This window comes from Shinella sp. NM-101 (assembly GCF_021401195.1).
Taxonomy (GTDB): domain Bacteria; phylum Pseudomonadota; class Alphaproteobacteria; order Rhizobiales; family Rhizobiaceae; genus Shinella.
The window spans coordinates 23,968-47,322 of sequence record NZ_JACBFT010000027.1 but is presented as its reverse complement, the minus strand read 5'-3'; the positions used below and the strand labels follow the sequence as shown (position 1 = coordinate 47,322).

Sequence of the window (23,355 nt, the reverse complement as noted above, 5' to 3'; positions counted from 1 at the left end):
CACCCGAGAGTTTTGCTGCGGCATCGGCCGCAGCCTTGGCATTGCTGCCGGCGACGAGCACATGCACGTCCGAGCCGATCTTGCTTGCCGCCGTCAGCGCCTTGGCCGTCTGGTCGGAAAGATGAGCGTTGTCGTGGTCTGCCAGAAGAAGAATGGCCATTATCGTAATCTCCTCAAATCTCGCCGATCAAAGCACGCCGGCTTCGGTCTTGAGCTTCTCGACGAGCTCGGCGACCGACTTGACCTTGACGCCCGCCTTGCGGCCGGACGGCTCCTCGGTCTTCAGCACCTTCAGGCGCGGGCTCGTGTCGACGCCGAAGTCGGCAGGCGTCTTCTTGTCGAGCGGCTTCTTCTTCGCCTTCATGATGTTCGGCAGCGAAGCGTAGCGCGGCTCGTTGAGACGAAGGTCGGTGGTCACCACCGCCGGAAGCTTCACCTCGATGGTCTGCAGGCCGCCGTCGACCTCGCGGGTGACCTGGGCAGAACCCTCACCGATCTCGACCTTGGAGGCGAAGGTGGCCTGCGCCCAGCCGAGCAGGGCCGAGAGCATCTGGCCGGTCTGGTTCGAATCGTCGTCGATCGCCTGCTTGCCAACGATGACGAGGCCGGGCTGTTCGGCTTCCGTCACGCCCTTGAGGATCTTGGCGACGGCGAGCGGCTCGACGGCGTCGTCCGTCTCCACCAGCACGGCCCGGTCGGCGCCCATGGCGAGCGCCGTGCGCAGCGTCTCCTCGGCCTTCGCCGGACCGATCGACACCACCACCACTTCCTCCGCCTTGCCGGCTTCCTTCAGCCGCAGCGCCTCTTCCACCGAAATCTCGTCGAACGGGTTCATCGACATCTTCACATTCGCAAGCTCGACACCCGAGCCGTCAGACTTCACACGGATCTTAACGTTGTAGTCGACGACACGCTTGACTGGGACAAGGATCTTCATGGCTTCCTTCCTTCAAATGCCCGCGAGGGAAAATGCGCCTTTCAGGGGCGACCTGATTGTCGGTTGGCGACATCGATACGCGTTTTTTCCCCAATTACAATGCATCATCGGCCCTCCCCGGGTGAAAACGGAAGGCTTATAAATTACCTTTACGTTCACGTCAATTTTCCTTGCGCACCGCGATCATCGACCCCAATGGCGCGGCGGCGCCGGGGTGGAGGCCGGCGCTTCCTCGGCGGGAACCGGCCCCGCCTCCACATGCCGAACGGCCTTGGGCGTCACGATGGTCCGGTCGAACAGCGGCACGCCGCGCCGGCGCAGGACGAGCACGAGGACCGCCCCCGCCAGGATGCCGCCGACATGCGCGCCCCAGGAGACCCCGCTGTCGCCGTCGGCCAGCAGCATGTAGAACTGCTGGACGATCCAGAAGGCGAGCGGGATGACCGCCGGCAGCGGCAGCGGTATGCGGAAGAACACCAGAACCCAGACCCGCACCTTCGGATGCAGCAGGAAATAGGCCGCGACCACGCCGGAGATCGCCCCGGACGCGCCGATCAGCGGTGCCTCCGAATCCGGCTGCACCAGCCCGTGCACCAGGGCGCCCGCCGCCGCGCAGAGGAGGTAGAAGATGAGGAAGCGGAAATGCCCCAGCGCATCCTCGACATTGTCGCCGAACACCCAGAGGAACAGCATGTTCGAGGCGAGATGCATGAAGTCGCCATGCAGGAAGGCATAGGTGATGTAGGTCGCGTCCTCCGGCACCAGGACGAGGCCCGGCTCCAGATCGGCGAAATCGAAGACGACCGCGGGAATATAGCCGAGCCCCACCACCGCGGCATCGGAAAAGGCCTGCGTGGAGGCAAGGCCCGTCACCAGCCAGACGGCGACATTCGCCACGATCAGGCCGATCGTGACATATTGCACCTTGATGTATTTCAGGGCGTTCGCGTCATGCAGCGGTATGAACATGGATCCCTTCCGGCCCGCGGCCCCTTGCGCGATTTTCGATGCGCTCGCGGAACCTTGCCTAGGAGCTTACCTGTTCTGCCCCGGCACCCACAATATGTCCGCGCGCCCCTTGTCGTTCACCCAGCGCGCCGCGACGAAGAGGAAATCGGAAAGCCGATTGATATAGGCGACCGCCGCCGCCGACACCGTCTCGCCTTCGCTGTCCTGCAGCGCGACGATGCGCCGCTCGGCCCGGCGCGCGACGGTGCGCGCAAGATGCAGCGCCGCCGCCGCGGGCGTGCCGCCCGGCAGCACGAAGGAACGCAGCGGCTCGAGATCGGCGTTGAGCGCATCGATCTCCCTTTCCAGCCGGTCCACCTGCGCCTGCGCGATGCGCAGCGGTTCGTAGTCGAGCTTCCTGCCGGTCTCGGGCGTCGCAAGGTCCGCGCCGAGATCGAAGAGGTCGTTCTGGACGCGCATCAGCATCCGGTCGAGCGCCGGGAAATCGGCAAGATGCTGGCGGGCGAGGCCGATGGCGGAATTGGCCTCGTCCACCTCGCCGTAGGACTCCACGCGCAGGTCGTGCTTCTTGCGGCGCGGACCGGCGACGAGGCCCGTCGTGCCATTGTCGCCCGTGCGGGTATAGATCTTGTTGAGCTTGACCATCAGCCGCGCCCGCCGCCGGTGACCCACAAGGTCAGCATGATGAGGATGATGGCGATGGCCTGCAGCAGCACGCGCGCCTGCATCAGCTTGTTCGAGGTGCTGCCGCTGCCGCCCTTGGCCATGTTGACGAGACCGCGCACGAGCACGATGGCGACGAGGCCCATGACGAGCATGGTCAGGAAGGTGAGGAAGGAAGACATGCCAACGATCCGGTTTGATTTCTGTCAGCCCTATTCAAATAGGGCATTTCGCGCAAAGTGCACGCATTTTGCGGCGTGATGCCTGCGACGCCGCGCCGCGTCAGCCGAGCCGCCCGATGATACGGTAGAAGAGCGCCGCCGGCAGCAGCTTCTTGAGAAGAACGCCCTGCCGCGCCGGCGCGGTCACGACATAGTGCGGGCGGGGCGACCTTGCCGTCAGCGCATGGCGCAGCACCGCATGCACCGCTTCGGGCCCAAGCTTGCCGCGCGCCGGCTTCGCCTCGCCGCGCAGCCGCCGCAACTGCCGGCGATATTCCTCCGCATGCACCGAATTCTCAAGGTCGATGTTCTTCTCGATCTGTACCAGCGCATTGGCGGTGAAGCGCGAGGCGATGGGCCCCGGCTCGATGAGGCTGACATGGATGCCCGAGCCGGCAAGCTCCATGCGCAGCGTCAGCGACAGGCCCTCCAGCGCGAATTTCGAGGCATTGTAGGCGCCGCGCCAGCGATAGGGCACGATGCCGAGGATCGACGAGCATTGCACGATGCGCCCGTGCCCCTGCCGGCGCATCACCGGGATCACCCGCCGCGTCAGGTCGTGCCAGCCGAAGACATTCGTCTCGAACTGCGCGCGCAGCGCCTCGACCGGGAGGTCCTCCACCGCGCCGGCCTGGCCATAGGCCCCGTTGTTGAAGAGCGCGTCGAGCCGGCCGCCGGTGCGCTCCAGCACGGTCTCCACCAGGGCGGCGATGGTCTCGGGCCTGGTATAGTCCATCGGCAGCGCCTCGATGCCGTTCGCCGCAAGCCCCGCAAGGTCCTCCTCCCGCCGCACCGTCGCGAAGACGCGCCAGCCCTCGGCCTTCAGCGCGCGGGCGCAATGGGCGCCGATGCCGGAGGAGCAGCCCGTCACGATGATGCTCGGCGGCACGGACGCATTCTGAGAAGACATGGCGGTTTCCTGTACAAATCCGCGCCGGTTTCCCATATTCACCGCCAGGCCCCGCGTTGCTTGCGCAACGCAAGGCGGCCTTCGAATCGCAAATCCGCGCGTAACCTTTAAACAAAAGCCGATGTAAGGGGTTATGACCGGAGAGACAATGAAAGAGGCGGCCGTCCGGCCGCAAGGGACTGGGATACGCCGATGCCGACCGCCATCCGTTGCGCCTACAAGGTCATTTTCGATGCGATCTGGCATTTTTCCGAAGACGACGGCTGGGCCATGGCGAGCCATGTAGCGCTTTCCACCCTGCTCGCCGTCTTTCCCTTCCTGATCTTCGGCACCGCGCTCGGCTCCTTCCTCGGCGCCGACCAGTTCGCCGAGACCGCCGTCCACCTCATCTTCGATACCTGGCCGGAATCGATCGCCGCGCCGATCTCCCGCGAGGTGGTCGCGGTGCTGACCATCCCGCGCGGCGGGCTGCTGACCGTCTCCGTGCTCGCCGCCGCCTATTTCGCCTCCAACGGCGTGGAGGCGTTGCGCATTTCGCTCAACCGCGCCTACCGCGTGGCCGAAACGCGCTACTGGTACATGACGCGCCTCGCCAGCCTCGGCTTCGTCATCGCGGGCGTGCTGGCGCTTGCCGTCATCAGCATCGTGCTCGTCGCCGCCCCGCTTGCGGTGCGCGCCACCGGTGACTGGCTGCCCTGGCTTTCCTATGTCTATTCCTGGGTGGAAAGCTGGGGGCTCGTCGGCACCGTGCTGGTGTTGCTGATCGGCCTGCTGATCGCCCATCTCTGGCTTCCCGCCGGCCGGCGCAAGATCGCCGACGTGCTGCCCGGCATCCTGCTGACCCTGCTCTTCTGGGCGGTCGGCGCCTATGCCTTCGCCTCCTATCTCACCGCCTTCGCCAACTATGTATCGACCTATGCGGGCCTCGCCTCGATCATGATCGCGCTGGTCTTCCTCTACATGATCGGGGCGATCTTCATCATGGGCGCCGAGATCAACGCCGCGCTGCTGAAATACCGCGTCAAGCACCTGATCCTCGACCGCATCCGCGGCGTCAGGAAGCAGCCGCAGGCCGATGAGGAATCAATGGAAGACGAGGCCATAGCCCGCGAGCAGGGCGCGAATGCCGGCCGGTGAGACGCCCTTTCCGCGATAGGCCGCGATCCCCGTATCCTGATTGCTCTTGGAGAGTTTTCGCCCGTCCGGGCCTAGCACCAGCCCGTGATGGGTATAGTGCGGCGCGGGCAGGCCGAGCAGGCATTGCAGCAGCCGGTGGACGGCCGTCGCATGGAAGAGATCCTGCCCGCGCACCACATCGGTGATGCCCTGCGCCGCGTCGTCCAGCGCGACGGCAAGATGGTAGCTCGCAGGTGCATCCGGCCGCGAGAGGATGACGTCGCCCCAGCGCTCCGGCCGGGCCGTAACCGTTCCCGTCTCGCCTTCCGGCCCCTCGCCGCTCTCCGACCAGTCCAGCGCCGTCGGCGCGAGCGCCCGGGCCTTCTCCATGTCGAGCCGCCACGCGTGCTGCCGGCCTTCCGCGATGAGGGCGAGCGCCTGCGCCCGGTCGAGCCCGCGCTCCTCCGTCGGATAGAGCGGCGCGCCGTCCGGATCGCGCGGCCAGACGCCGCCCGCCGCCTCATGCGCCTCGACGCGCGCTTTCACCTCGCCCCGGCTGAGGAAGCCGGGATAGAGCACGCCCATCTCCTTCAGCCGCTCCAGCGCCTCGGCATAGAAGGCGAGATGCTCCGACTGGCGCCGCACCGGCCTTTCCCAGTCGAGCCCGAGCCAGGCGAGGTCGCGATAGATCGCCGCCTCGAATTCGGGCCGCGAGCGCGCCGGATCGATGTCCTCGATGCGCAGCAGGAAGCGCCCGCCGCAGGCCGCGGCGAGGTCATGGTTGAGGATCGCCGACAATGCGTGGCCGAGATGCAGCAGGCCGTTGGGGCTCGGCGCGAAACGGAAGACGCGATTTTTTGACAAAGGGCTTTGCATGAGGTCTTCTGGCATGAAGAGGCGTGTCGCGCCACCACCGCGCAAGGACCGCTTGGAACCATGCAACTGCACATGATCAGAACGGAGGCGGATGTCGCCGCGGGGCTCGTCGACCTCGCGCTGCTCGACGCGCGCCTCTTCACCGTCATCGACAAGGCCGGCCCGGTGCCGCTGCGCCGGCTTGCGCCCGGCTACCGCGGCCTTGCCGGCATTATCGTGGCGCAGATGGTCTCGCGGGCGAGCGCCGATGCGATCTGGCGGCGACTGGAAGAGACGGCCGGCGACATCACGCCCCACCACATGCTCGGCCTTTCCGACGAGGAGTGCCGCGCCGTCGGCCTGTCGCGCGCCAAGGCGGACACCCTGCGCCGGGCGGCCGAGGCCGTCGACCGCGGCGACCTCGATCTCGACGCCGTCTGCGCCATGGAGGCGGTGGCCGCGACACGCAAGCTCACCGCCATCAAGGGCATCGGCCGCTGGACGGCGGATGTCTACCTGCTCTTCTGCGGCGGGCATCCGGACATCTTCCCCTCGGGCGACATCGCCCTCCAGAACGCCGTCGCCCATGCGCTCGGCCTTGCCGTCCGGCCGAGCCCGCAGGAACTCGACCGGATCGCGGAAAGCTGGTCACCCTGGCGCGGCGTCTCGGCCCGGCTTTTCTGGGCCTATTACGCGCGGGAAATGCGCCGCGAAGTGGCGCCGGTGCTGGAGGGCTGAGCCCTCAAAATACCTTGTTTTCGCTTTTTCTTTCTTGCTTCACAATGCTGTAACAACAGGCCTAATATAGAAAGGCAGATGCCGAATCGATCAGGAGAAGCCCTTGACGATTTCTGTTTCACCACAGGCCCTGCCAGCCCTTGTATTGAATGCTGACTACAGGCCGCTGAGTTATTATCCCTTGTCGCTGTGGTCCTGGCAGGACGCGATCAAGGCCGTGTTTCTTGACCGCGTAAACATCATCGCCGAATACGAACATTCGGTGTCCTCTCCCAGCTTCACGATGCGCCTGCCGAGCGTCGTGTGCCTGAAAACCTACGTGCAGCCGTCACGCCATCCGGCCTTCACCCGGTTCAACGTGTTCCTGCGCGACAAGTTCGAATGCCAGTACTGCGGGTCGCCGGACGACCTGACCTTCGACCATGTCATCCCCCGCGCCCATGGCGGCGAGACGACGTGGCACAACGTGGTCGCGGCCTGCTCCCCGTGCAATTTGAGAAAAGGCAGCAAGCTGCCGAAGCAGGCGGGCATGCACCCGCATCAGAAGCCCTACCAGCCGACGGTTCAGGATCTGCACAACAACGGGCGACTGTTTCCACCCAACTATCTGCATGAAAGCTGGATGGACTATCTCTACTGGGACGTCGAACTGCAACCCTGAGGCCTGCCGCGCGGGAGCGCTTTCGCGCACCTGCGGCATGCATCCGAGATCAGGTTGCGGGCATCAAGCTTTCGCCGACCGCGCGCCCGAAAAGGCGATCGCGGCAAGGATCAGGCTTGCGATCACGTTCCAGCCGGCGAACGACAGGCCGAGCAGCCGGAAGGACGCCTCCGTGCAGGACGGGCCGTGCTTGGCATTGAGGTCGGAGAGAAGGTCGCCGGCATTCTGCGTGACACCCTGCGCGGAAGTGGCGCAGGTCGCAGGTCCCTCCCAGAAGCCCCATTCCACGCCCGCATGATAGACGCCCATGCCGGCACCGACGAGCATCATGATGCCCGCGACGGTAAGCAGCAGCCGCGTCAGCCAGGCCGGACCGCCGAAAAGCGCGGAAAGCAGGGCGGCGATGGCCACCGGAATGCCGTAGTAATAGGGATCGCGCTGCAGAAGGCAGAGCGCGCAGGGAATGTAGCCGCCGATATGCTCGAAGGCGAGCGCCCCGCCCACGGTCGCGGCCATGCCGAACGAAAGGAGGCCTGCGGATGTCTTGCGGGAAAGGGATGCGGTCATCGGGCTCGTCCAGAAAGACCGGCGGACATGCCGGCGAAACGGCGCCGAGTTCTATCAGGTGGGCCGCCTTTGTAAATGCACCGCACGCATAAGTGATCGCCCCCGCCCGCCGATTTGCCGGTTGCCGCCCGCAGGCGCTTGGTGTAAACGCGATTGCTGCAAGTGCCGTGCCCCATTGGCGGAACTGGTAGACGCGCTCGACTCAAAAAGGGATTTGTCTACCAATCCACAAGAAATCTCGATGCCGTAAAAACATCGTGTTTTCAATAGGCTGGCGGTGTGGGAGTGAAGGTTAGAAATACTGCCGAATCGGCACTAGGGGCAGGATAGGAGCCGACACCTAGAGCAAGATCGGCGGGAATGTGCGGGCGTGGCGGAATTGGTAGACGCAGCGGATTCAAAATCCGCCGTCCTTACGGATATGTCGGTTCGAGTCCGACCGCCCGCACCAGAGACCTTTCAGACGGCTTGGCCGCGCAAGATCCTTCGTCAGAGCAGGAGAAGCATCGGTGCCTTCCGGTCCCTTCATGCGGCGAACGGTCGAGCGCCTGGCTGATCTGGAATCCGCACGCGAGATGGTGACGGTGTCCCTGAAATTCTAGGAGGAGCGCCCGTCATCCGAAATACGCGCATTCCGGTGCATGACGTGGCCGAGTCCAGCGCGGCCGGCATACCGACAGTGCGAACCTTGGAAGCTCATCCGAGCCTCAATGCCGAACTGGTGCGAATCGCTGCGATTTATGTGAAGGCCGATCCCCCACGCGGCCGTCCGCACGCGGTGAATTCACTTCCCGAAGGCGCGGTTGTCCTCACGGATCGGACCGTTCCGCGTCGCAGGAAGGATGGCAGCTTGCGCTGACGAAACGAGAAGGCCGCCATGCCGGGGGAGAGCATGGCGGCCTCATCGGATGGCGCCGGGGGGGGGTGCAGCGAGGCAGCGCCACCGATCCGGTCGATCAGCGGGTGCTGATCGTATTCACGGCTTGATTGCCGATCGCGGTGGCCGAGACGACGTTGCCCCCGATCTTGAGGTCGCTGGCGTAGAGACCTGTTGTGACGACGCCGGGAACGGCATTGACGACGCGGGCCGTGACGGCGCCGCTGTTGACCTCCCTGTTCACGACGAGCGCGATATGCGGATCGGCGCCGCCGGTTACGAAGGCGGCATTTAGCGCGCTGTTGCCATAGGCGGCTGCCTTTGCGGTATTAGCGGTGACACCGAGCGTGTTGGAATCCGCGCAATCGCAATTGAGGGCGAGCTGGGAACCGCTGCCGATGACGCGCGCTTTCACAGAGCCCCGGTTGTTCTGGCTGTTGGACAGCATGGCGGTGGCCGGCTGCGCATATCCGCCGCTCATCGGCATGGGAACGAGCGGGCCGCCTGCGGCGTCTCCGCTGCCGGAGACGAGGGTCAAGGTATTTTCGACCGCGTTGCCGCGTGCGAGCGCCGTGGCGGTGTTGTCGTTGACGATCAGTGACGACGTCGCGGCAGCGCCGGTCGAAACATTGAGAGCGCTCCTGGCGGTGGATTTGACGGCGGCTCCGTTCGTCTGCCGATTTCCCAGAGCTGCCCCGGTGCTGAGCGCTGCCGCGGACGTGACCGAAAGCGTATTGGCTGCCCGGTTGGCGGTCGCCTCGGAGGCGGTCAGATTGCCCTCGACCGTGATTGCGGACCCATCGATCTCCCCGCCGTCTCCCAAGGTTCCGAGGACACTCTCGGCGAGCGAAGTGACCGTGCCGCTGGCGCTCTGACGATTGAAGACGACGTGGTGGCCGTATGCGCCGGCGCCCCAGACGCCGGCATCGGAAGACCCGGCGATCGTCGCGGCATTGATGGTCAGAGTATTGTCGGCATCGTTCATCCGGGCGAGCGCCAGGTTCTCGTTGCCGCCGACGGAAAGCGAGGACCGCGACATCGAGGCCGGGAACCGCGCCTCGAGCCGCGACAGGGCCGACAGGTCGCCATTGCCGATCTGGGCCGATGAGATCGCCACGCCGACCGGAGGCAGTTCGCCGCCGCCATTCTCGATAGTCGCGGCAGATACGGTGACCGAATTGCCGGCGACATTGCCGAAGATACGCGCGGACTGGCTGTTGCGATCGATAGCCAGCGAAGCGGTGTCGATCGCCCCGCCGGCTTCGATAGCGTAGCGCCCATAGGTCGTGGCGGACATACCCGGTCCAGCGACACCGTCATTGCCGGCGATGTTGAAGCGCTGCAGATTGGCGACCACGAGCGCGCCATCCGCACCGATGCCATCTTCGAGGTGACCGGCGACTGCCTCGTAGGCCGAGCCACCGCTACGGAGGGTGGCTGTTTCGACCGTAAGGGCGTTGATGGCGCGATTGGCCAGGGTCATGACGTCAGAGCTGTTGTCGATAACAGACAGGCTGCTGCCCGTGACGTCGCCGTTGACAGTGATCGCGGCCTTGTAGGGATCGGCGGCGGTGCCGAGGCGGGAGTCGATGCCGGCACGGCTGGCCTGGAAACTGTTGATCCCCGCCACGGTGGCGATGGCGGGGGCAGTGAGCGAAAGCATATTGCCGACATCGTTGCCGATCGCCCGGATCGCGATGGAGTTGGCGTCGACGATGACGGTGGAAGCATCCACATCGCCCGACACGCCGACGGTCGAGACCGTGCCGGTGCCCTCGGCCAGGATGGAGCCGTAGCCGACCTTCTGGGCGTTGACGACGTTGAAGGCGCCGTTGGACACGACCAGGCCGCCGCCGACATAGGCCACGGGCTCGACCGTAGAATAGGGAACCGCCTGGGCGAGTTCGATGGCGGTGCGATCCACGGTCATCGCCTGGGCGGCGGCATTGCCGATAGCGCCCGCGCTCTGGCTATTGCTGGAGATTCCGATCCGTGAGGACAGGACGGACCCGCCCTGGACGACCGAGGCTCCGGGGCCGGTATTGCCGATCACGGCTTCGACGGCCGGCGCGGTCATCTTCTGTTCGTTGATCAGGTTCTGGTGTCCGCCCGCCGAGATGTCCGCGGCAAGAGCGGCGGTCGCCACGGCAGCGAGGACCGCAAGCGCGGCCGTGCCGGTCATCAGTATCGTCTTTCGGGATAGGGATCGCGTCATGTGAGGCTCCTTGGGGGATTGTGGCCGCATGGCCGGTTGCGAAGAGGGGCAGGATCAAGGTGGCGAGTAGCGCGGCCGGTTGTATGCGACGGCCTGCGCGGCCGCCGGTGCCGGACTGATTTCGGCGATGGCCGTCCCTGGGGAGCGGAGTTGGTCGGGCAGCTTGCTGGCGAGGCAGGAGGAGGGATCGGAGCGCAGCACCGTACCGACGAGCTGCAACGTCGCTTCCTCGAGCGTGGTGCGGATGCCGAGCTGGAGCGGCTCCTGGCCCTTGGCGCCGATATTGATGTCGAAGAGATCCGAGCCGAAGAAGCGGAAGGTTCCGAAGCCGGTGTCGTGGCCGACATATTGCTTGGTGAGGCTGACCGTCTTCTGGACGATCAGGGAGCGCGTATCGACGATGCGCAGGTCGACGGCGACGGATTGGGTGAAGGTGCGAAGCTTGGGGCCGACATTGTTGACGCCGATCTCGGCGCCGCCGGAGTGGATATTGTAGTTGAGTTCGGTGATCCCGCCGACGATGAAGTAGTCCGAGCCGATGATCGAGCCCCCGAAATACGGCACCCATTTTACCGGATCGGCATTTTTGCCGGGCAATTTGTGGGACTCGCCGTCACCGAGCTGGCGCTTGTCCGTATAGACAAGTTCGCGTTCGGCGATTGTGGGGTCGAAGCGTTCGGCGAGGCGCACGCGACCGCCGAGCTTGCCGAGCGCCGAATAGACCATCAGCGCGCCGCCCTGCGTGATGGCGTTGCCTTCGACGTTGGAGAACTTGCCGGTATAATCCTTGACGTCACCGACGCCGATCACCGGCCCCCGTCCCTTTCCGGTCAGACCATCCCGATAGCAAGCGAAGACCGGATCCATGGGCGTGCGGTTATCGCGGGCAGCCGGTCCGATGGCTTGGGGCGCCTCGCCGTCCGCCATGCGTTCGACATGCATGGAGGCGCAGGCGGTGAGGCTGGTGGTGAGGAGGAGCGCTGTCGCAGCGCGCAGAGCGAGGCGACGTGACATCATTGTGCACCTCCGAAAGTGCAGCCGCTGCTGCTAGCGACGCTTGCGGTCTGGTTGCCGCTATTTCTCTGCGTCGAGTTCAGCGCCTGATCGGCGTGGCCGGCGACGAAAGCGGACGTCCCGCCGACAATGCCCGAGGAAACCTTGCCACTGTTGTTCTGGCCGGTTTTTGCGGAGCCGCCGCCGTTCAGCACTGAACTGGTGTCGTTGCCGGTCGCAAGCGAGGTGGCGCCCGCAACGGAGGGAGAGTTGGCGAGTGCGGTCTGGGAATCGGCATTGCCGGTGGCGGTCGCGGTGACGCCGCAATTGTATTGCCGCTCGATCGTGGTGTTGTAGGTGGGCGCCTGATAATAGCCGCCGCGGCGCTTCTCCATCAGATCGAGAACATAGCCCTGATTGGCGCGGTCGGCGGACGTCTTGAACTGCCAGGCGGTGCTTTCGCCGTAATTGTTGGCGAGGGCAGGCCCTGCCAATCCCACGGCCAGAATGAGAATGGGTGAAATAGCGCTGCGCCGGATTGTCCGGACAGCACGCGAACTATCGACCATGATCGTTATCCCCTTGAACCGGCACTACGCCGCTTGTTCTTCGGGGTTGATTACTTGATGGCCGAATTCGCCTATTGCAACAAGTATTTAGCGTCGTAGAAGCGGAGCGAAGAAGAAGTAAGGAACGGCGGAAACCCGTTGTCTTGGGGAATGCATGCGGCCTTCTGGACGTCGTTTCATTTTGTGAGATCGGGCGGCGCGAGATCGGGATGCCGCTCGCGTAGAGTCGCCAGGAAATGCATCAACGCGGTCTTGCGGTTGGCCGGCGACCAGCAGGCGCTGAACTCCAGTCGTTCCGGCCGCTCGCCGTCGCGGATCTCGCGATAGGCGACGCCCTCATAATGCAAGCCGGTAGCGCCTTCCATCACGAGGAGAATGCCGAGGCCACCACGGACAAGAGCCAGGATGCGGTCGAGGGCCGCGTCGTGATGCAGGATTGGCGGGAGCGAATGGCCCGTCAGGCGATCCGATAGGCGTTGGTGCAGATCGGCGCCTGGCCCATGCTCAGGCAGCAGGATGGGCGTGGCGTTGAGGTCGCGCCATTGGATGAACGGGCGCAGCGCCAGCGGGTGATGGGCAGGAAGCGCGGCCACCACACGCTCGCTCCAAAGATCGAGGGAGTGTTCGGACCAATGCGAGCGTGATCCCGTCACAATAGCGATGTCGACCGTGCCTGCTCTCACGCCGTCGAGCAGACGCTGACAGCTTCCATCGACAAGGCGAATATCGATTGCGGGAAAGCGGCGCGTGAACTCGCCAAGCAATGTCGGCATGTTGCCTGCCGAGGGCGAAGCCTGAAGGCCGAGGGTGAGACGGTGGCGGTGGCGGGAGCTGCGGCCCTTGAGCTTGCGCAGCAGATCATCGACCTCCTCATGGACACGGCGAGCGGTGACGAGGAGCTCAAGACCTTCGGGAGTGGGACGTGTGCCGCAATTATCGCGTTCGAACAGGGTGACACCGAGCCGAAGCTCCAGGGTGCGAAGGCGGCGGCTGAGGACGGGTTGGCGGATATTCAGGACCGTTGCAGCTTGCCGCAGGCTTCTATGCTCGGAAACGGCGATGATCCATTTGAGATCCCGAATCTCGATTTCCACTTTTCCTCCTCTGCTTGTGGCAAAGATGTCCCGCACCCGGCCCGCCCGGTCAGTCGGGTGCGGAATTATTTCGAAGACTTTGGAAAGGCTCCTGAAGGGCTCAACCCTCGTGGCCTAGCTTTTGGGTCCCCTCTTGGCGACGCGCCCGAGCCCTATTTTCTTCGCAAGCTTCGAGCGCTGCATCGCGTAGTTCGGGGCAACCATCGGATAGTGGGCGGGCAGGCCCCATTTCTCGCGGTACTCATCCGGCGTCATGTTGAAGCGGGCCTTGAGGTGCCGCCGTAAGGATTTGAACGGCAGTCCGTCCTCCAGGCAGATGATGACATCCGGCGTCACCGACAATCGGATCGGCACGGGAGGCACTGGACGGGCGGACACCGTGGCGGCTTCTACATTGCCCTCCGCCACGGCGATCTTCGAAAGCTCCCGGTAGACCTTATCGATAAGACCGGGCAACTCGTTCTGCGGGACGGTGGTCCACGAGACGTATGCGACGATGATCTCCGACGTCTTGCGAATGCAGAGATCATGATGTGGACCAGCGACCGGGTAGTTTCCCACCCTTGTCGCCAGTTCATTCGACATCGTCCGCGCCATCGTCATCAAACACCTCCTACTTCGAGAGCGCGGTGAGCCGGGCTGCGGCGGCCCCGAATCCCCGGAGCGAGATCGACAAGGGCGTATCTGCGCCGCTATCGGCCACCGCCTTGATCTTGAGCACCGAGCCCTTCTGGAGCGCCGTCATATAGGCAGGGTCGAATGTGAGCGGGACCAGGCATCCGCCCGGCAGGCAGGTGCGGAAGCGATAGGGCTGGGTTGCCTGCCCATCGTCGATCTGCAAGGTAGCGCCCTTATCGAGCGCCAGGCCGAAAGGCAGGATCAGGGTCGCCTCGAAGTTGGCGCCGGCGGGCCTGAGTTCGACGGCGAGAACGCGCTGACCTCCCTGCTGGTTGACCTGTTGCTGGGTCATGGCACAGCGCTTCACGGATGGCTGGCCGTTGGCGCCGGGCTGCTGCGCGCACATCACCCCCCAGTCCTGATAGTTTTCCTGAAGGGACGAAGCTCCTCCGGGCAGCGTCGAAGTCTGGTTCGTCGCGGGCTGTGCCGCGGCCTGGGCGACTTCAAGTCTCTGGGTCGTGCCGCCTGTCGATGGGCGCAATGTCGTCTGGACTGCATCCGCCGATGACGTGGCGTTCGCCAGTCCTTCGGGAACGTTGAACACGAATACTGCTGCCGCCGCGGCTGCGAGCGTGACGGCGAAGGTTCCGATTGCGATCTTGACCATGAGGCTCATGCCACTCCTTGTCCGGTTGTCGTGCTGGCTTCAGCATTGAGGAGAAGCAAGGTCTCCCAGTTGTTCATCGAGGCGAGATGGAGGTCGATCGCGCTGATCCAGCCCCGGCGATGCCAGTCGATCAGGAGATCCGCATCGGACAGAGCGCGGAACTTTTCGGCGTCCACGACGCAAAAGCCGTTCAGCGTGTAGCGGCTGTTGTCGGGAAACTGCATAACGGCATGGCGCTGGACAAGCAGACCCAACTCCAGCAAAGCCCTGCCGAACCCTTCGTCGCGCAGATGATCCTGGTGGAAGGCATGGCAGAAGGCCATCGCCTGCGCCGTCACCGGCGAAGGACCGCCGCCATCCTCGAACAAGGGATCGAGATCACCGCCGCGGCCGATCTCCGTGACGCGCTCCGATGCCGTATCAATGGCGAGAAGCGGACCGGCCTGATCCCCGAAATTGGCGACGGTGAATGGATAGCGCCGAAGGTAGGCCGGGACATAAGTCCCGGCCCGCCAGGACCCGGGTCCGCCAATGAACAGGTTCTGGTTCTCCCTCAGCCCGAGCATCGCAAGCGGATAGGGACTTGCGGTGTCGGTGAAGACGATGGGGTAGTGCTGCACGGCGCGGCCAAATTCGCTCACCAGCAGAGGCACTGCATTGGCGGCGGCTGAAAACCCGAAATCGCCGGTACGCTTGAGAGCTGCTTTACGGTGCGTTTCGTAGCGAAGGACGACAGGGTTCTTATAAAAGAGCGGCTGTGATGACGCGCCTGTTTCGGACTGCAAATCCGTGGTCATGATCTTCCTGATGGCTTTCAATGGCGCGATGCGCCGCGATCTGAATTCCGATCCGTCGCGCGAGCGCGACGGATCTCGTTTGGACCGTTTCCGTCAGAACTTGATGTTGAGGTTTGCTCTGAACGACTGATCGGACATGCCGGAGCCGAACTGCCCGCCATAGGTGACGCCGAGCATGGCGTTGGGCGTGATGACATAGTCGATCCCGGCCTCGACCACTGCCGCGTCGCGAGTGATCGGAACGCCGCCAATGGCGAAGGCATCGCCGCCGCCGGCAAAGCGCATCGTCGAGATCGTATCGACGTCGCCGGCGGAGTGACGCCAGCCGACCATGCCCTTCGCCGTCAGCGCAGAGTCGCCGACCGCGAAGGTTGTCGAGGCCCGAAGGCCGAGCGTCGTGAAGGTGACGCCGGCATTCGACGATGCGCCGGTCAGCGCCGCGGCCCCGCCCGGCTCGGTGAAGCCGTCGGTGCGCAGGTTCACATAAGCGAGGTTGGCGAAGGGCTCGAAGCGCGCGCCACCGGCACTGAAACCATAAGCAAGCTCACCGAAGACCTGCGCGGTGGCGGCGTTGTAACCGCCCTTGAGACTGTCGCCGAAGCCGGCGAACGCGACGTTGCGGCTCGTCGAGATGTCGTTCCAAGTATATGCAGCGCCGGTCCGGAAGGCGAGATCGCCCCACGCCGTACCGCCGTAGAGGCCGAGGTGGTAGTTATCGCTCGCCCCCGACGAATGGCGGCTCTTCACGTCGAAGTCGGTGCGGCTATAGCCGGCGACCGCGCCGAAGCGCAATGTATCGAACACGGGCGCGTCGGCGCCGACGAAGAAGCCCCCCGTCTTGCGGTTCAGCGTAGCCGCATTGCCGTCTCCATCGGTATGGCCCCAGGAGCCGAAGCCCTGGCCCCAAACCGCGAGACGATCTGTGGTGGCATTCACCGTGACCGGCTTGCCGTCTATGTAGGTGGTCACGGTACCCGATGCGCCCACACTGTCGAATGCGCCGCGAAGCCGGTCATTGACGGCAATGCGGATGAATCGGCTGTCTTCGAAAAGCGCGGCCTTGGCCGAGGCGTGGATCTCGCCCGAGAGCTGGTCGAACGCATCCCGCGCCGCGGCGTCGGTCGGCAGATAGCCGATTGCATCGCGGACAATGTTGCCGGGGACAAGGCTTTGCAGGCCGCCGGCCGTCGCGATCTGGTTCGGCGTCCACGCCGCGTCGCTGAAGGAGCGGTTCTGTTGCGCCTCCAAGTAGACGGCATTGGACTCGGTGACCGTGCCGAACGAGTAGAAGGCCGAAATTGCGGTGTCGCCGGCAATGGTATAGGTGCCGCTCACACCACCCGTCGCGGTCAGGACAGTGTAGCGGTCGGTGAGGGAGAAGCCACCGGCGCTATATCTGGAGACCGAGAGGACCGCGCCATTCTCGATGGTGGCGACGCCGGCGACGGCGATGAGATCGGAGGTCGTGCCGCCCGGTATAACCTCGGCCGAGTAGGTTGATCCGGCATGCTGGAGGAAATCTCCCGTCACCGTCAGCGTGCCCAAACCGTTGCCGGGGTTGATCCTCGATCCGCCCAGTGCCACGACCCCGCCGACCGTGCCGGAACCGGACAGGACGGTGCCGCCTTGCGCCGTGACGATCGAGCCCACCAGCGAGCCGTTCACGGTGAGGCCGCCCATCGAGATCGTGGTCGCCCCGGTAAAGGAGGACGAGTCACCCGTCAGGGTCAGCATGCCCGCACCGGCCTTGGTGAAGCTGCCCGCGCCCGAGATCGCATTGGCGAAGGACGCATCCGTTGCCTGGTCGAGCACCAGCGCGGCATTGGAGAGGATACCGCCCGCGCCGAAGCTGTCGACCGTCCCCGTCAGCGTGCCGGCCGTGATCGTAGTGCCTCCCGCATAGGTGTTGACCCCCGCGAGCGTCAGGTTGCCCGCGCCGGTCTTCGTCACCGTTCCCGTGCCGGAGATGGCGTTGGCGAGCATCGCGTCGGTCGCCTGATCGAGTACCAGTGCGGCATTATCGACAATTGCGCCCGTGCCGAAGTTCAAGGCGGAGCCCGTCAAGGTCCCGGCCGAGATCGTGGTGCCACCGGCATAGGTGTTGACGCCCGCCAGCGTCAGGTTTCCCGCGCCGGTCTTTGTCACCGTTCCCGTGCCGGAGATCGCATTGGCGAGCGTCGCGTCGGTCGTCTGGTCGAGCACCAGGGCGGCGTTGTTTTCGATTGCTCCCGTGCCGAAGCTCAAAGCCGAGCCCGTCAAGGTACCGCTTGTGATTGTGGTGCCGCCGGCATAGGTGTTGACGCCCGCCAGCGTCAGGTTGCCCGCACCGGTCTTCGTCACCGTTCCAGTGCCGGAGATCGCGTTGGAAAGCGCGGCGTCGGTTGGCTGATCGAGCACCAGAGCCGCATTATCGATGATCGCCCCCGAACCGAAGCTCGTCGCCGAGCCGATTAGCGCGCCCCCTGTAATTCTTGTGCCGCCGCTATAGGTGTTGTTGGCGGTCAGGACGAGGGTGCCCAGGTCGGTCTTGTTGAGACCGCCCGAGCCCCACAGCCCGCTCTCGATGGTGGCGGTCATCACCGTGCTGCTGGCCGTGCCGTCGCCGACGCGCACATCGTTGCTGCCGGCGAGCAATTCGATGCCGCCGCCGGTGACGCTATAGCCGTCAACAGCGAACTGCATGCCGGAGACCGCCACCAGACCGTCACGATTGTCCACGGTCACGGTGCCCGGCGCCCCCTGGAACACGGCATAGGCGCCGTTGGTGAAAGCGCCATTGATCGGCGTGCTTTCCGTGGTCCAATTGTCGCTTTGCGCACCGCTCGCGGCGAGGGTCCAGGTGCCCGAGCCGCCATCGATCATGCCGTTGTCCTTCGGTCCGGCAGCGCCGTCCCAAAATCGAAAGCTCAGCCCCTGCGTATTGACGAGATTGACCTGCCCGGCGACCGAGGTCTGGATATAGTTGGCGGAACCGCCCGGCATGGATCCGAGCACGATGCCGTTGTCGGTCAGTGTGCCGCCATAATTGAACAGCCGATAGATGCCTGCGCCATAGGTGCCGCCCAGGGACTGGCTGACATTGAGCGTGCCGTCGAGCGTCAGGTTGCCATTGACGTTGATAAGGTCGTTATAGGCGCCGCCCACCGTTCCGGCTTCGCCGAGTTCGTAGTCTAGTATCGACAGCGACGAAAGCACCAGATTGCCGTTGATCGTGAGGGTGCCGGGGCTGTTGCCCGGCGCCAGGGTGCCGCCGTCTCCGACCAATACCGATCCGCCGATCGTGCCCGAACCGCCCAGGACACCGCCTTGGACGTTAACGCTGCTGGCGCTGTTGCCGAGCGTTCCGTTCACCCGCAATGTGCCGTTTTCCACCGCGGTCGGGCCCGAGAAGTTGCCGCTGTCGCCGGTCAGGATGGTCGTACCGTTATTCTGGTTGATCGAGCCGTATCCGCTGATGAGGGGCGAGAACAGATAGGCGCTGTTGTTGTGATTGAAATTGATCGTGCCGGCGCCATCGCCGAAACGAACCTCTCCCGCGGCGAGCGTGCCCGCCCCTACAGGTAGGCCGGGGTCAGCTCCGATATTCAGCACACCAATCGCTTCCACGTCAGCGGCAATTTCAACGATGCCGTTGCCGACGCTGACATGACCGCCCGAGGAGATCGTCAGCCAACCGTTGCCGCCATACCCGACATTTAGATCGCCCGTATTGTCCCAGCGGCCATAGACGACAACGTACCCGTTGGCGGGGCCAATCGCGGTGGCGGAGGCCCCGATATAGCCGTCAGCGCTGGTGACAACGCCTCCAGCGTCGATGCGCAGGGAGCCACGGCCGTAGTAGCCGACCACCAGTTCGCCGGCGACGTTCCATGTCGAAGTCGAACCGGGTCCGCCGACGGTCGCATAACCTCTAGAGGAATAAGCATGGCCAACCGAGCCGGTGTCGCTGTTGACCGTACCGCCATTGGTGACCTTGAGGTCACCGGAGCCAAAATGGCCGACATGAAGATCGGTGCTGGTCCAATTGGAACCGGATCCGTCTACCGAAACATCGCCGATCCCATTTGGGGTAGAGCCAATAAATCCCCATGTATTCGAGACCGCGCCGCCATCGGAGATGTTAAGCGAGCCTCTACCATTGTAACCGATGTATAGCTCAGCTCTGTTGTCCCAGACCGAACCCGGCCCCGTGACGGTCACGGCGCCGGTGCTCCCATCCTCGAAGGCGATATACCCGTACATGTCGCTGACCGTTCCGCCCCCGGTAACGTCCATCGTACCGTTGCCGTTATCGCCGACAAGCAGACTGCTGCCCGCGTTCCAATTCGGTGAAGTCACCCCGGATGGGCTTACGCTACCCGTTACGACCACAGACTGCGCGAATGCAGCCGGAGCACCCAAAGCCCCTCCGAGGACGGTGGCAATCGCGGTGGAAATGCGAAGTGCGGTAATCGCGGCTGAACGGGTCGAGGCACGTGGCCGCGATCTCGAGACGGTGACGAGGTGCGTGTCTTTGGTCGCCGCTGCGCTGCGCACATTCGAACATGCCGGGGTTTCGGTAGTCATATTTCCCTCTTTCCTATTGCTGAGCATCCCCGGTATCCGGGTCGCCCGTTAGTCTGAATTCTTGAATTGGAGCCTCAGGTGGACGTCTGAGGCCGTCTTGGTCGGAACACATCGCCGTCACGACTGTCCGCAGTTGCCTCGGCGCGGTAGGATCTGATCTTGTTTCGGATGCAGCGGACGGAAATGCCGAGCACTTCCGCCGCGCGCGTTCGGTTGAAGTGATGCTGGCGCAGCGTCGACAGGATCAGGCTGCGCTCGACTTCGGCGAGCGAGCAGCCGACGAGCGCCGAAACAAGATTGTGCGCGGTTGCCGACAAGAACCGATCCCGGTCGCGGGCAAGTTGGCAGAAGATGTGATCGAGCAGCACGTCGTCACTGGCCGTCTCGATCACGACGGTGCCATGCTCGGGGCCATCGATTCTGAGCGCATAGACACCGCGGGCTTCGTCGATTTGGACCGTGCCGTGCCGAGCAATGGTCAGCATCAGGTTCGGGATGTCACGTATCTCGAAGAGCGGCGCCTCGCCGGGAAAGGCGGGATCGTTATAGAGATTGTTGAGATCCCGGCAGATGCCGGTAAGCCGCGTCTTAGCGAGCGTCGAGAACGGAACGAATGCGGTGCGGCCTTGACCCGCAGCGGCGGATGGGGATCGCCGCTTGCCGAACGGCAGGGTGACCTCCGCCGCCGAGGCGACGACATCATTCTTACCGGCCTGTCCGGGGGCGATCCTGCGTCCGAATGTTACGCGCCTGTTCGTCATCGAGGCGCCCCCGATGCCGAAGACCCAAGCGCCACCCCGACCTGGGATCGTTCGGCCAAAGGCGAACCTCCGAGACCGGAATCTGGCGTCCACTGCGATTGTGAGAAGACGACGGTGATGCTTTTCGGCATGCGGGCACGGACGATCAGCATAGCTGGTCCTCCCCCGAAATTATTGCCAGCAACTGCTGATGCGTCCGCCAGCGTGCCGCGACCATATCGCCATGGCGCCATCCCGCAGCCGCGACGGCCGCCATCACCTTGCTGTCCAAGCCGTGCGCGTTATCCAGAGGCTGCGGCTTGCCCGACCCCTCATAGCCCTGACGAAGCCCCGCTTCGTAAGCGGCGAGAGCCAGCCTCTGCTGGTCCCAGTCGAGCGCGATTTCGACCGCGCCGACGATGCGCTCGGCCTGTTGCAAACAACTGCGAATGTGGAGCTCCGGATATTCGGCGACCAACTGCGTCGGCTCAATGACGACAAGGCGCTGGAGAAGCTTGCCGATGTCGGGGGGATGACGTTCGGCACGCGATGCCACGATTTTCAGACGTGCCCGATCACGCGAAGTCTGCCCCGCGCTGGCCTCGTCGGCGCAGGAACGGAGCGCTGAGGCCACACTCCGCGCTTCCAGGCCACTCCGAAGTACCTCACCATGTCGGATGGCAACGGTGAGGATGTCGTCAAGCTCGTCTCGAGTGAGGTCGCCGAACATATGGTCAGGAAGGAAGCAGAAAACCCCGTCAAAACCCGCAACCAGTCCGGCTTGGTAGACCGATGTGACAGCGCTGATGCTCTCCAGCGTGAGGCCGGCTTCTGGCGCCGCCGCAATCTCCCGTGCATGTTCCGCGCAAGCGCCGAACCACCTGCTGATGTCGAGAGACTGAACTGCGAGCAGATCGATGGCGGACAGCCTGGAGCGAAGCGCATCGAAACCGGTCAGGGCAGCACAGGCAGCGAGATCCCGGAGCGACTGTCCGAGCCGGACGGACATGCCGTCTTGAACGAGGGACCATTCCAAGGAGGACCGGGTCATCGCACGGCCTCTTCGTTCAAGCCGGACTGCGGCTTGCAAAACCGCGCGATCGCTTCGACATCCTCGCCGTTTTCCAGACGCCCGCCCCCCGCGCGATCGAGACCGATGGCAGGCAAGTCGATGTAGTAGCCCTGCAGCCAGCGCGCACCCGCGCGCATGGCGAGTTGCAGGCAGATTTCGTCCTCGACGCCCTCGACGACGACATGTGCCGCAAGGCAGGACGACAGGCGGATCAGGCTTTGAACGAATTCACCGCCAAATATCTGGCCGGCGTTTACGCGCAGGAAGGAACCATCGATCTTGACGATGCTCGGACGCAGCATCGCGGTCAGGCTGATCGAGTTGCAGCCGACGCCGAAATCATCCACCGCAACCTCGCATCCTAGCCTCTTCAGCCGCGCAACGAACCATTGTGCGGCGTCGGGGTCCGGGAAACCTGCGGTCTCCGTGATCTCGACGATCAGACGGCCGGCGATGTCAGGCTCGGCCGCGAGCAATGCGAAGATTGACGTCCAGTATTCGTCATCAGCCGCGCTTTGCGCGGAGATGTTGCAGCCAAGTCGGGAGGATGGCGCCATGCGCAAGGCGGCCAGAGTATCCATTACGACCGCCCGGTCGAACAGGCGAGCAAGCCGGAGTTGCTCAAGCGCCGGCACGAAGGCACCCGGTCCAATCAGTTCCGACCCGCCATCCTCCGGCACGATTCGAGCAAGAACCTCCCTGTAGAGAAGGCCATCACCATCAGCAGACCGAATGGATTGAAACGCCAATGCCAGACGCCGGTCACGCAGCGCCTTGTATGCGGCGACCGCCTCTGTCATCAGCCGGCGATAATGCGCGTTGCCGAGCTGCAAGGAAGGCGCTTCGTCCAACCGAAGGGCATCCGGGTCGCCGAATGTGAGCACTGGCAGAACCGGAATGCCATTGATGACGACAGGCTCGCTACCGAGAGCGACCAGCAACGCCTCCGCATTTGCGCCTTGCGCGAGTTCGCCGATGGAGAGGAAACGACGATCGTCCCGAACGAGAACGGGCACCTCGTCTCGACCAAGATAGATGGCCGCTCGCGTGGAAAGGCAATCGAGAAAGCCTTCCGCAAACCACTCGCCGTAGGCGGTTGCAACATCCGCAAAATTGCCGACGCCGAGCGACAACGAAGCAGCAGCGATCGCAACAGTATTCCGATCTGGGCCGGCGTCGAGGGGAGCAATCATCCGGCATCACCCTTGCCGGTCAGTCCGCGAGCCCACCAACCTAGAACGCAGCCGATGGCGACGCCGCCGAAGGCGACCGCACTCAGCGTGATGTGACCGGCAAGGAAGAAGCCAGCGACAGCGCCTGAGATCAAAAAGGGCAAGGCGAGAAAAATGATCTCCGGCCGGCCATCTCGCTGATCGGCATCGTGGCCGAGTTCTTGGTGCAAGGGGCGCTGCATAAGTCGTCCCTTGTGTAAAAGCCTATGACACAGGAACGTGACCGAATCGTGGGCACAAATTTCTGAACGATTTCAAAGAGTGATCTGGCTCAAAGA

Annotated in this window: 23 protein-coding genes, 1 tRNA gene and 1 pseudogene; 5 read left to right on the top strand and 20 right to left on the bottom strand. The window is 64.1% G+C overall.

All coding sequences use genetic code 11. The features are described 5' to 3' along the window. The 6 genes and pseudogenes from L0976_RS27300 to L0976_RS27275 form a co-directional block, all read right to left on the bottom strand. Positions 1-160 (bottom strand): annotated as a pseudogene (locus L0976_RS27300) (electron transfer flavoprotein subunit alpha/FixB family protein); the annotation flags it as partial. Between the two features lie 27 nt (positions 161-187). After that, positions 188-937 carry an electron transfer flavoprotein subunit beta/FixA family protein gene (locus L0976_RS27295; protein ID WP_234190353.1) on the bottom strand — a complete coding sequence of 250 codons (750 nt, stop codon included), beginning with the start codon at positions 935-937 and terminating at the stop codon, positions 188-190. 183 nt (positions 938-1,120) lie between these two features. Further along, on the bottom strand, positions 1,121-1,906 hold the full coding sequence (locus L0976_RS27290; protein WP_234190351.1) for a rhomboid family intramembrane serine protease: 786 nt from the start codon (positions 1,904-1,906) through the stop codon (positions 1,121-1,123). A 66-nt stretch (positions 1,907-1,972) separates the two neighbouring features. After that, positions 1,973-2,551 carry a cob(I)yrinic acid a,c-diamide adenosyltransferase gene (locus L0976_RS27285; protein WP_234190349.1) on the bottom strand — a complete coding sequence of 193 codons (579 nt, stop codon included), beginning with the start codon at positions 2,549-2,551 and terminating at the stop codon, positions 1,973-1,975. Next, positions 2,551-2,751, bottom strand: a complete 201-nt coding sequence (locus L0976_RS27280) for a twin transmembrane helix small protein (RefSeq protein ID WP_234190340.1) — start codon at positions 2,749-2,751, stop codon at positions 2,551-2,553. The genes L0976_RS27285 and L0976_RS27280 overlap by 1 nt, the downstream gene beginning before the upstream one ends. 100 nt (positions 2,752-2,851) lie before the next feature. Then, positions 2,852-3,700, bottom strand: a complete 849-nt coding sequence (locus L0976_RS27275) for an SDR family oxidoreductase (protein ID WP_234190338.1) — start codon at positions 3,698-3,700, stop codon at positions 2,852-2,854. A 192-nt stretch (positions 3,701-3,892) separates the two neighbouring features. On the opposite strand from L0976_RS27275, the gene L0976_RS27270 reads away from it, so the two are divergent. Next, positions 3,893-4,837: a YihY/virulence factor BrkB family protein gene (locus tag L0976_RS27270; protein WP_234190336.1), complete on the top strand. Its 945-nt coding sequence runs from the start codon at positions 3,893-3,895 to the stop codon at positions 4,835-4,837. Here the strand turns inward: L0976_RS27270 and gluQRS are convergent. After that, the gene (gene gluQRS, locus L0976_RS27265) at positions 4,784-5,692 is read right to left on the bottom strand and encodes a tRNA glutamyl-Q(34) synthetase GluQRS (protein ID WP_234190334.1); all 909 of its coding nucleotides are present in this window, start codon (positions 5,690-5,692) and stop codon (positions 4,784-4,786) included. The two genes, L0976_RS27270 and gluQRS, sit on opposite strands and share 54 nt — an antisense overlap. Before the next feature lie 66 nt (positions 5,693-5,758). Between gluQRS and L0976_RS27260 the strand changes: the two genes are divergently transcribed. Both L0976_RS27260 and L0976_RS27255 read left to right on the top strand, forming a co-directional pair. Continuing rightward, complete coding sequence (locus tag L0976_RS27260; protein WP_234190362.1) at positions 5,759-6,409, top strand: DNA-3-methyladenine glycosylase; 651 nt, start codon at positions 5,759-5,761, stop codon at positions 6,407-6,409. A 103-nt stretch (positions 6,410-6,512) separates the two neighbouring features. Continuing rightward, positions 6,513-7,070 carry an HNH endonuclease gene (locus L0976_RS27255; protein ID WP_203316658.1) on the top strand — a complete coding sequence of 186 codons (558 nt, stop codon included), beginning with the start codon at positions 6,513-6,515 and terminating at the stop codon, positions 7,068-7,070. 63 nt (positions 7,071-7,133) lie between these two features. On the opposite strand, the gene L0976_RS27250 is transcribed toward L0976_RS27255, so the two are convergent. Further along, positions 7,134-7,637 carry a disulfide bond formation protein B gene (locus tag L0976_RS27250; RefSeq protein WP_234190332.1) on the bottom strand — a complete coding sequence of 168 codons (504 nt, stop codon included), beginning with the start codon at positions 7,635-7,637 and terminating at the stop codon, positions 7,134-7,136. 364 nt (positions 7,638-8,001) lie between these two features. Between L0976_RS27250 and L0976_RS27245 the strand changes: the two genes are divergently transcribed. Together L0976_RS27245 and L0976_RS27240 are read left to right on the top strand one after the other, a co-directional pair. Further along, positions 8,002-8,088: transfer RNA gene (locus L0976_RS27245), tRNA-Leu, on the top strand. Between the two features lie 186 nt (positions 8,089-8,274). Next, positions 8,275-8,496: a hypothetical protein gene (locus tag L0976_RS27240; RefSeq protein ID WP_370643876.1), complete on the top strand. Its 222-nt coding sequence runs from the start codon at positions 8,275-8,277 to the stop codon at positions 8,494-8,496. Positions 8,497-8,593: 97 nt separating this feature from the next. On the opposite strand, the gene L0976_RS27235 is transcribed toward L0976_RS27240, so the two are convergent. The 12 genes from L0976_RS27235 to L0976_RS27180 form a co-directional block, all read right to left on the bottom strand. Then, on the bottom strand, positions 8,594-10,729 hold the full coding sequence (locus tag L0976_RS27235; RefSeq protein ID WP_234190328.1) for a hypothetical protein: 2,136 nt from the start codon (positions 10,727-10,729) through the stop codon (positions 8,594-8,596). Positions 10,730-10,783: 54 nt separating this feature from the next. Further along, positions 10,784-11,746, bottom strand: coding sequence for a CsgG/HfaB family protein (locus tag L0976_RS27230; protein ID WP_234190326.1), 963 nt, complete (start codon positions 11,744-11,746; stop codon positions 10,784-10,786). After that, positions 11,743-12,291, bottom strand: coding sequence for a hypothetical protein (locus tag L0976_RS27225; RefSeq protein WP_234190317.1), 549 nt, complete (start codon positions 12,289-12,291; stop codon positions 11,743-11,745). Before L0976_RS27225 ends, L0976_RS27230 begins: the two co-directional genes overlap by 4 nt. Before the next feature lie 176 nt (positions 12,292-12,467). Beyond that, a complete protein-coding gene (locus L0976_RS27220; protein ID WP_234190315.1) occupies positions 12,468-13,385 on the bottom strand; it encodes a LysR family transcriptional regulator in 918 nt (305 codons plus the stop codon). Between the two features lie 114 nt (positions 13,386-13,499). Further along, positions 13,500-13,988 carry a MucR family transcriptional regulator gene (locus L0976_RS27215; protein WP_304951723.1) on the bottom strand — a complete coding sequence of 163 codons (489 nt, stop codon included), beginning with the start codon at positions 13,986-13,988 and terminating at the stop codon, positions 13,500-13,502. A gap of 10 nt (positions 13,989-13,998) precedes the next feature. Further along, the gene (locus L0976_RS27210; protein ID WP_234190314.1) at positions 13,999-14,679 is read right to left on the bottom strand and encodes an invasion associated locus B family protein; all 681 of its coding nucleotides are present in this window, start codon (positions 14,677-14,679) and stop codon (positions 13,999-14,001) included. Further along, complete coding sequence (locus L0976_RS27205) at positions 14,676-15,467, bottom strand: SapC family protein (protein WP_234190312.1); 792 nt, start codon at positions 15,465-15,467, stop codon at positions 14,676-14,678. Before L0976_RS27205 ends, L0976_RS27210 begins: the two co-directional genes overlap by 4 nt. A gap of 93 nt (positions 15,468-15,560) precedes the next feature. Continuing rightward, positions 15,561-20,033: an autotransporter domain-containing protein gene (locus L0976_RS27200; RefSeq protein WP_234190310.1), complete on the bottom strand. Its 4,473-nt coding sequence runs from the start codon at positions 20,031-20,033 to the stop codon at positions 15,561-15,563. A 74-nt stretch (positions 20,034-20,107) separates the two neighbouring features. Continuing rightward, entirely contained in the window at positions 20,108-20,794 is a 687-nt protein-coding gene (locus L0976_RS28825) for a helix-turn-helix domain-containing protein (protein WP_370643875.1), read from the bottom strand. A 145-nt stretch (positions 20,795-20,939) separates the two neighbouring features. Then, on the bottom strand, positions 20,940-21,824 hold the full coding sequence (locus tag L0976_RS27190; protein ID WP_234190290.1) for a hypothetical protein: 885 nt from the start codon (positions 21,822-21,824) through the stop codon (positions 20,940-20,942). Continuing rightward, positions 21,821-23,038, bottom strand: coding sequence for an EAL domain-containing protein (locus L0976_RS27185; protein WP_234190289.1), 1,218 nt, complete (start codon positions 23,036-23,038; stop codon positions 21,821-21,823). The genes L0976_RS27190 and L0976_RS27185 overlap by 4 nt, the downstream gene beginning before the upstream one ends. Continuing rightward, entirely contained in the window at positions 23,035-23,259 is a 225-nt protein-coding gene (locus tag L0976_RS27180; RefSeq protein ID WP_234190288.1) for a hypothetical protein, read from the bottom strand. The genes L0976_RS27185 and L0976_RS27180 overlap by 4 nt, the downstream gene beginning before the upstream one ends. Between the last annotated feature and the right edge of the window lie 96 nt (positions 23,260-23,355).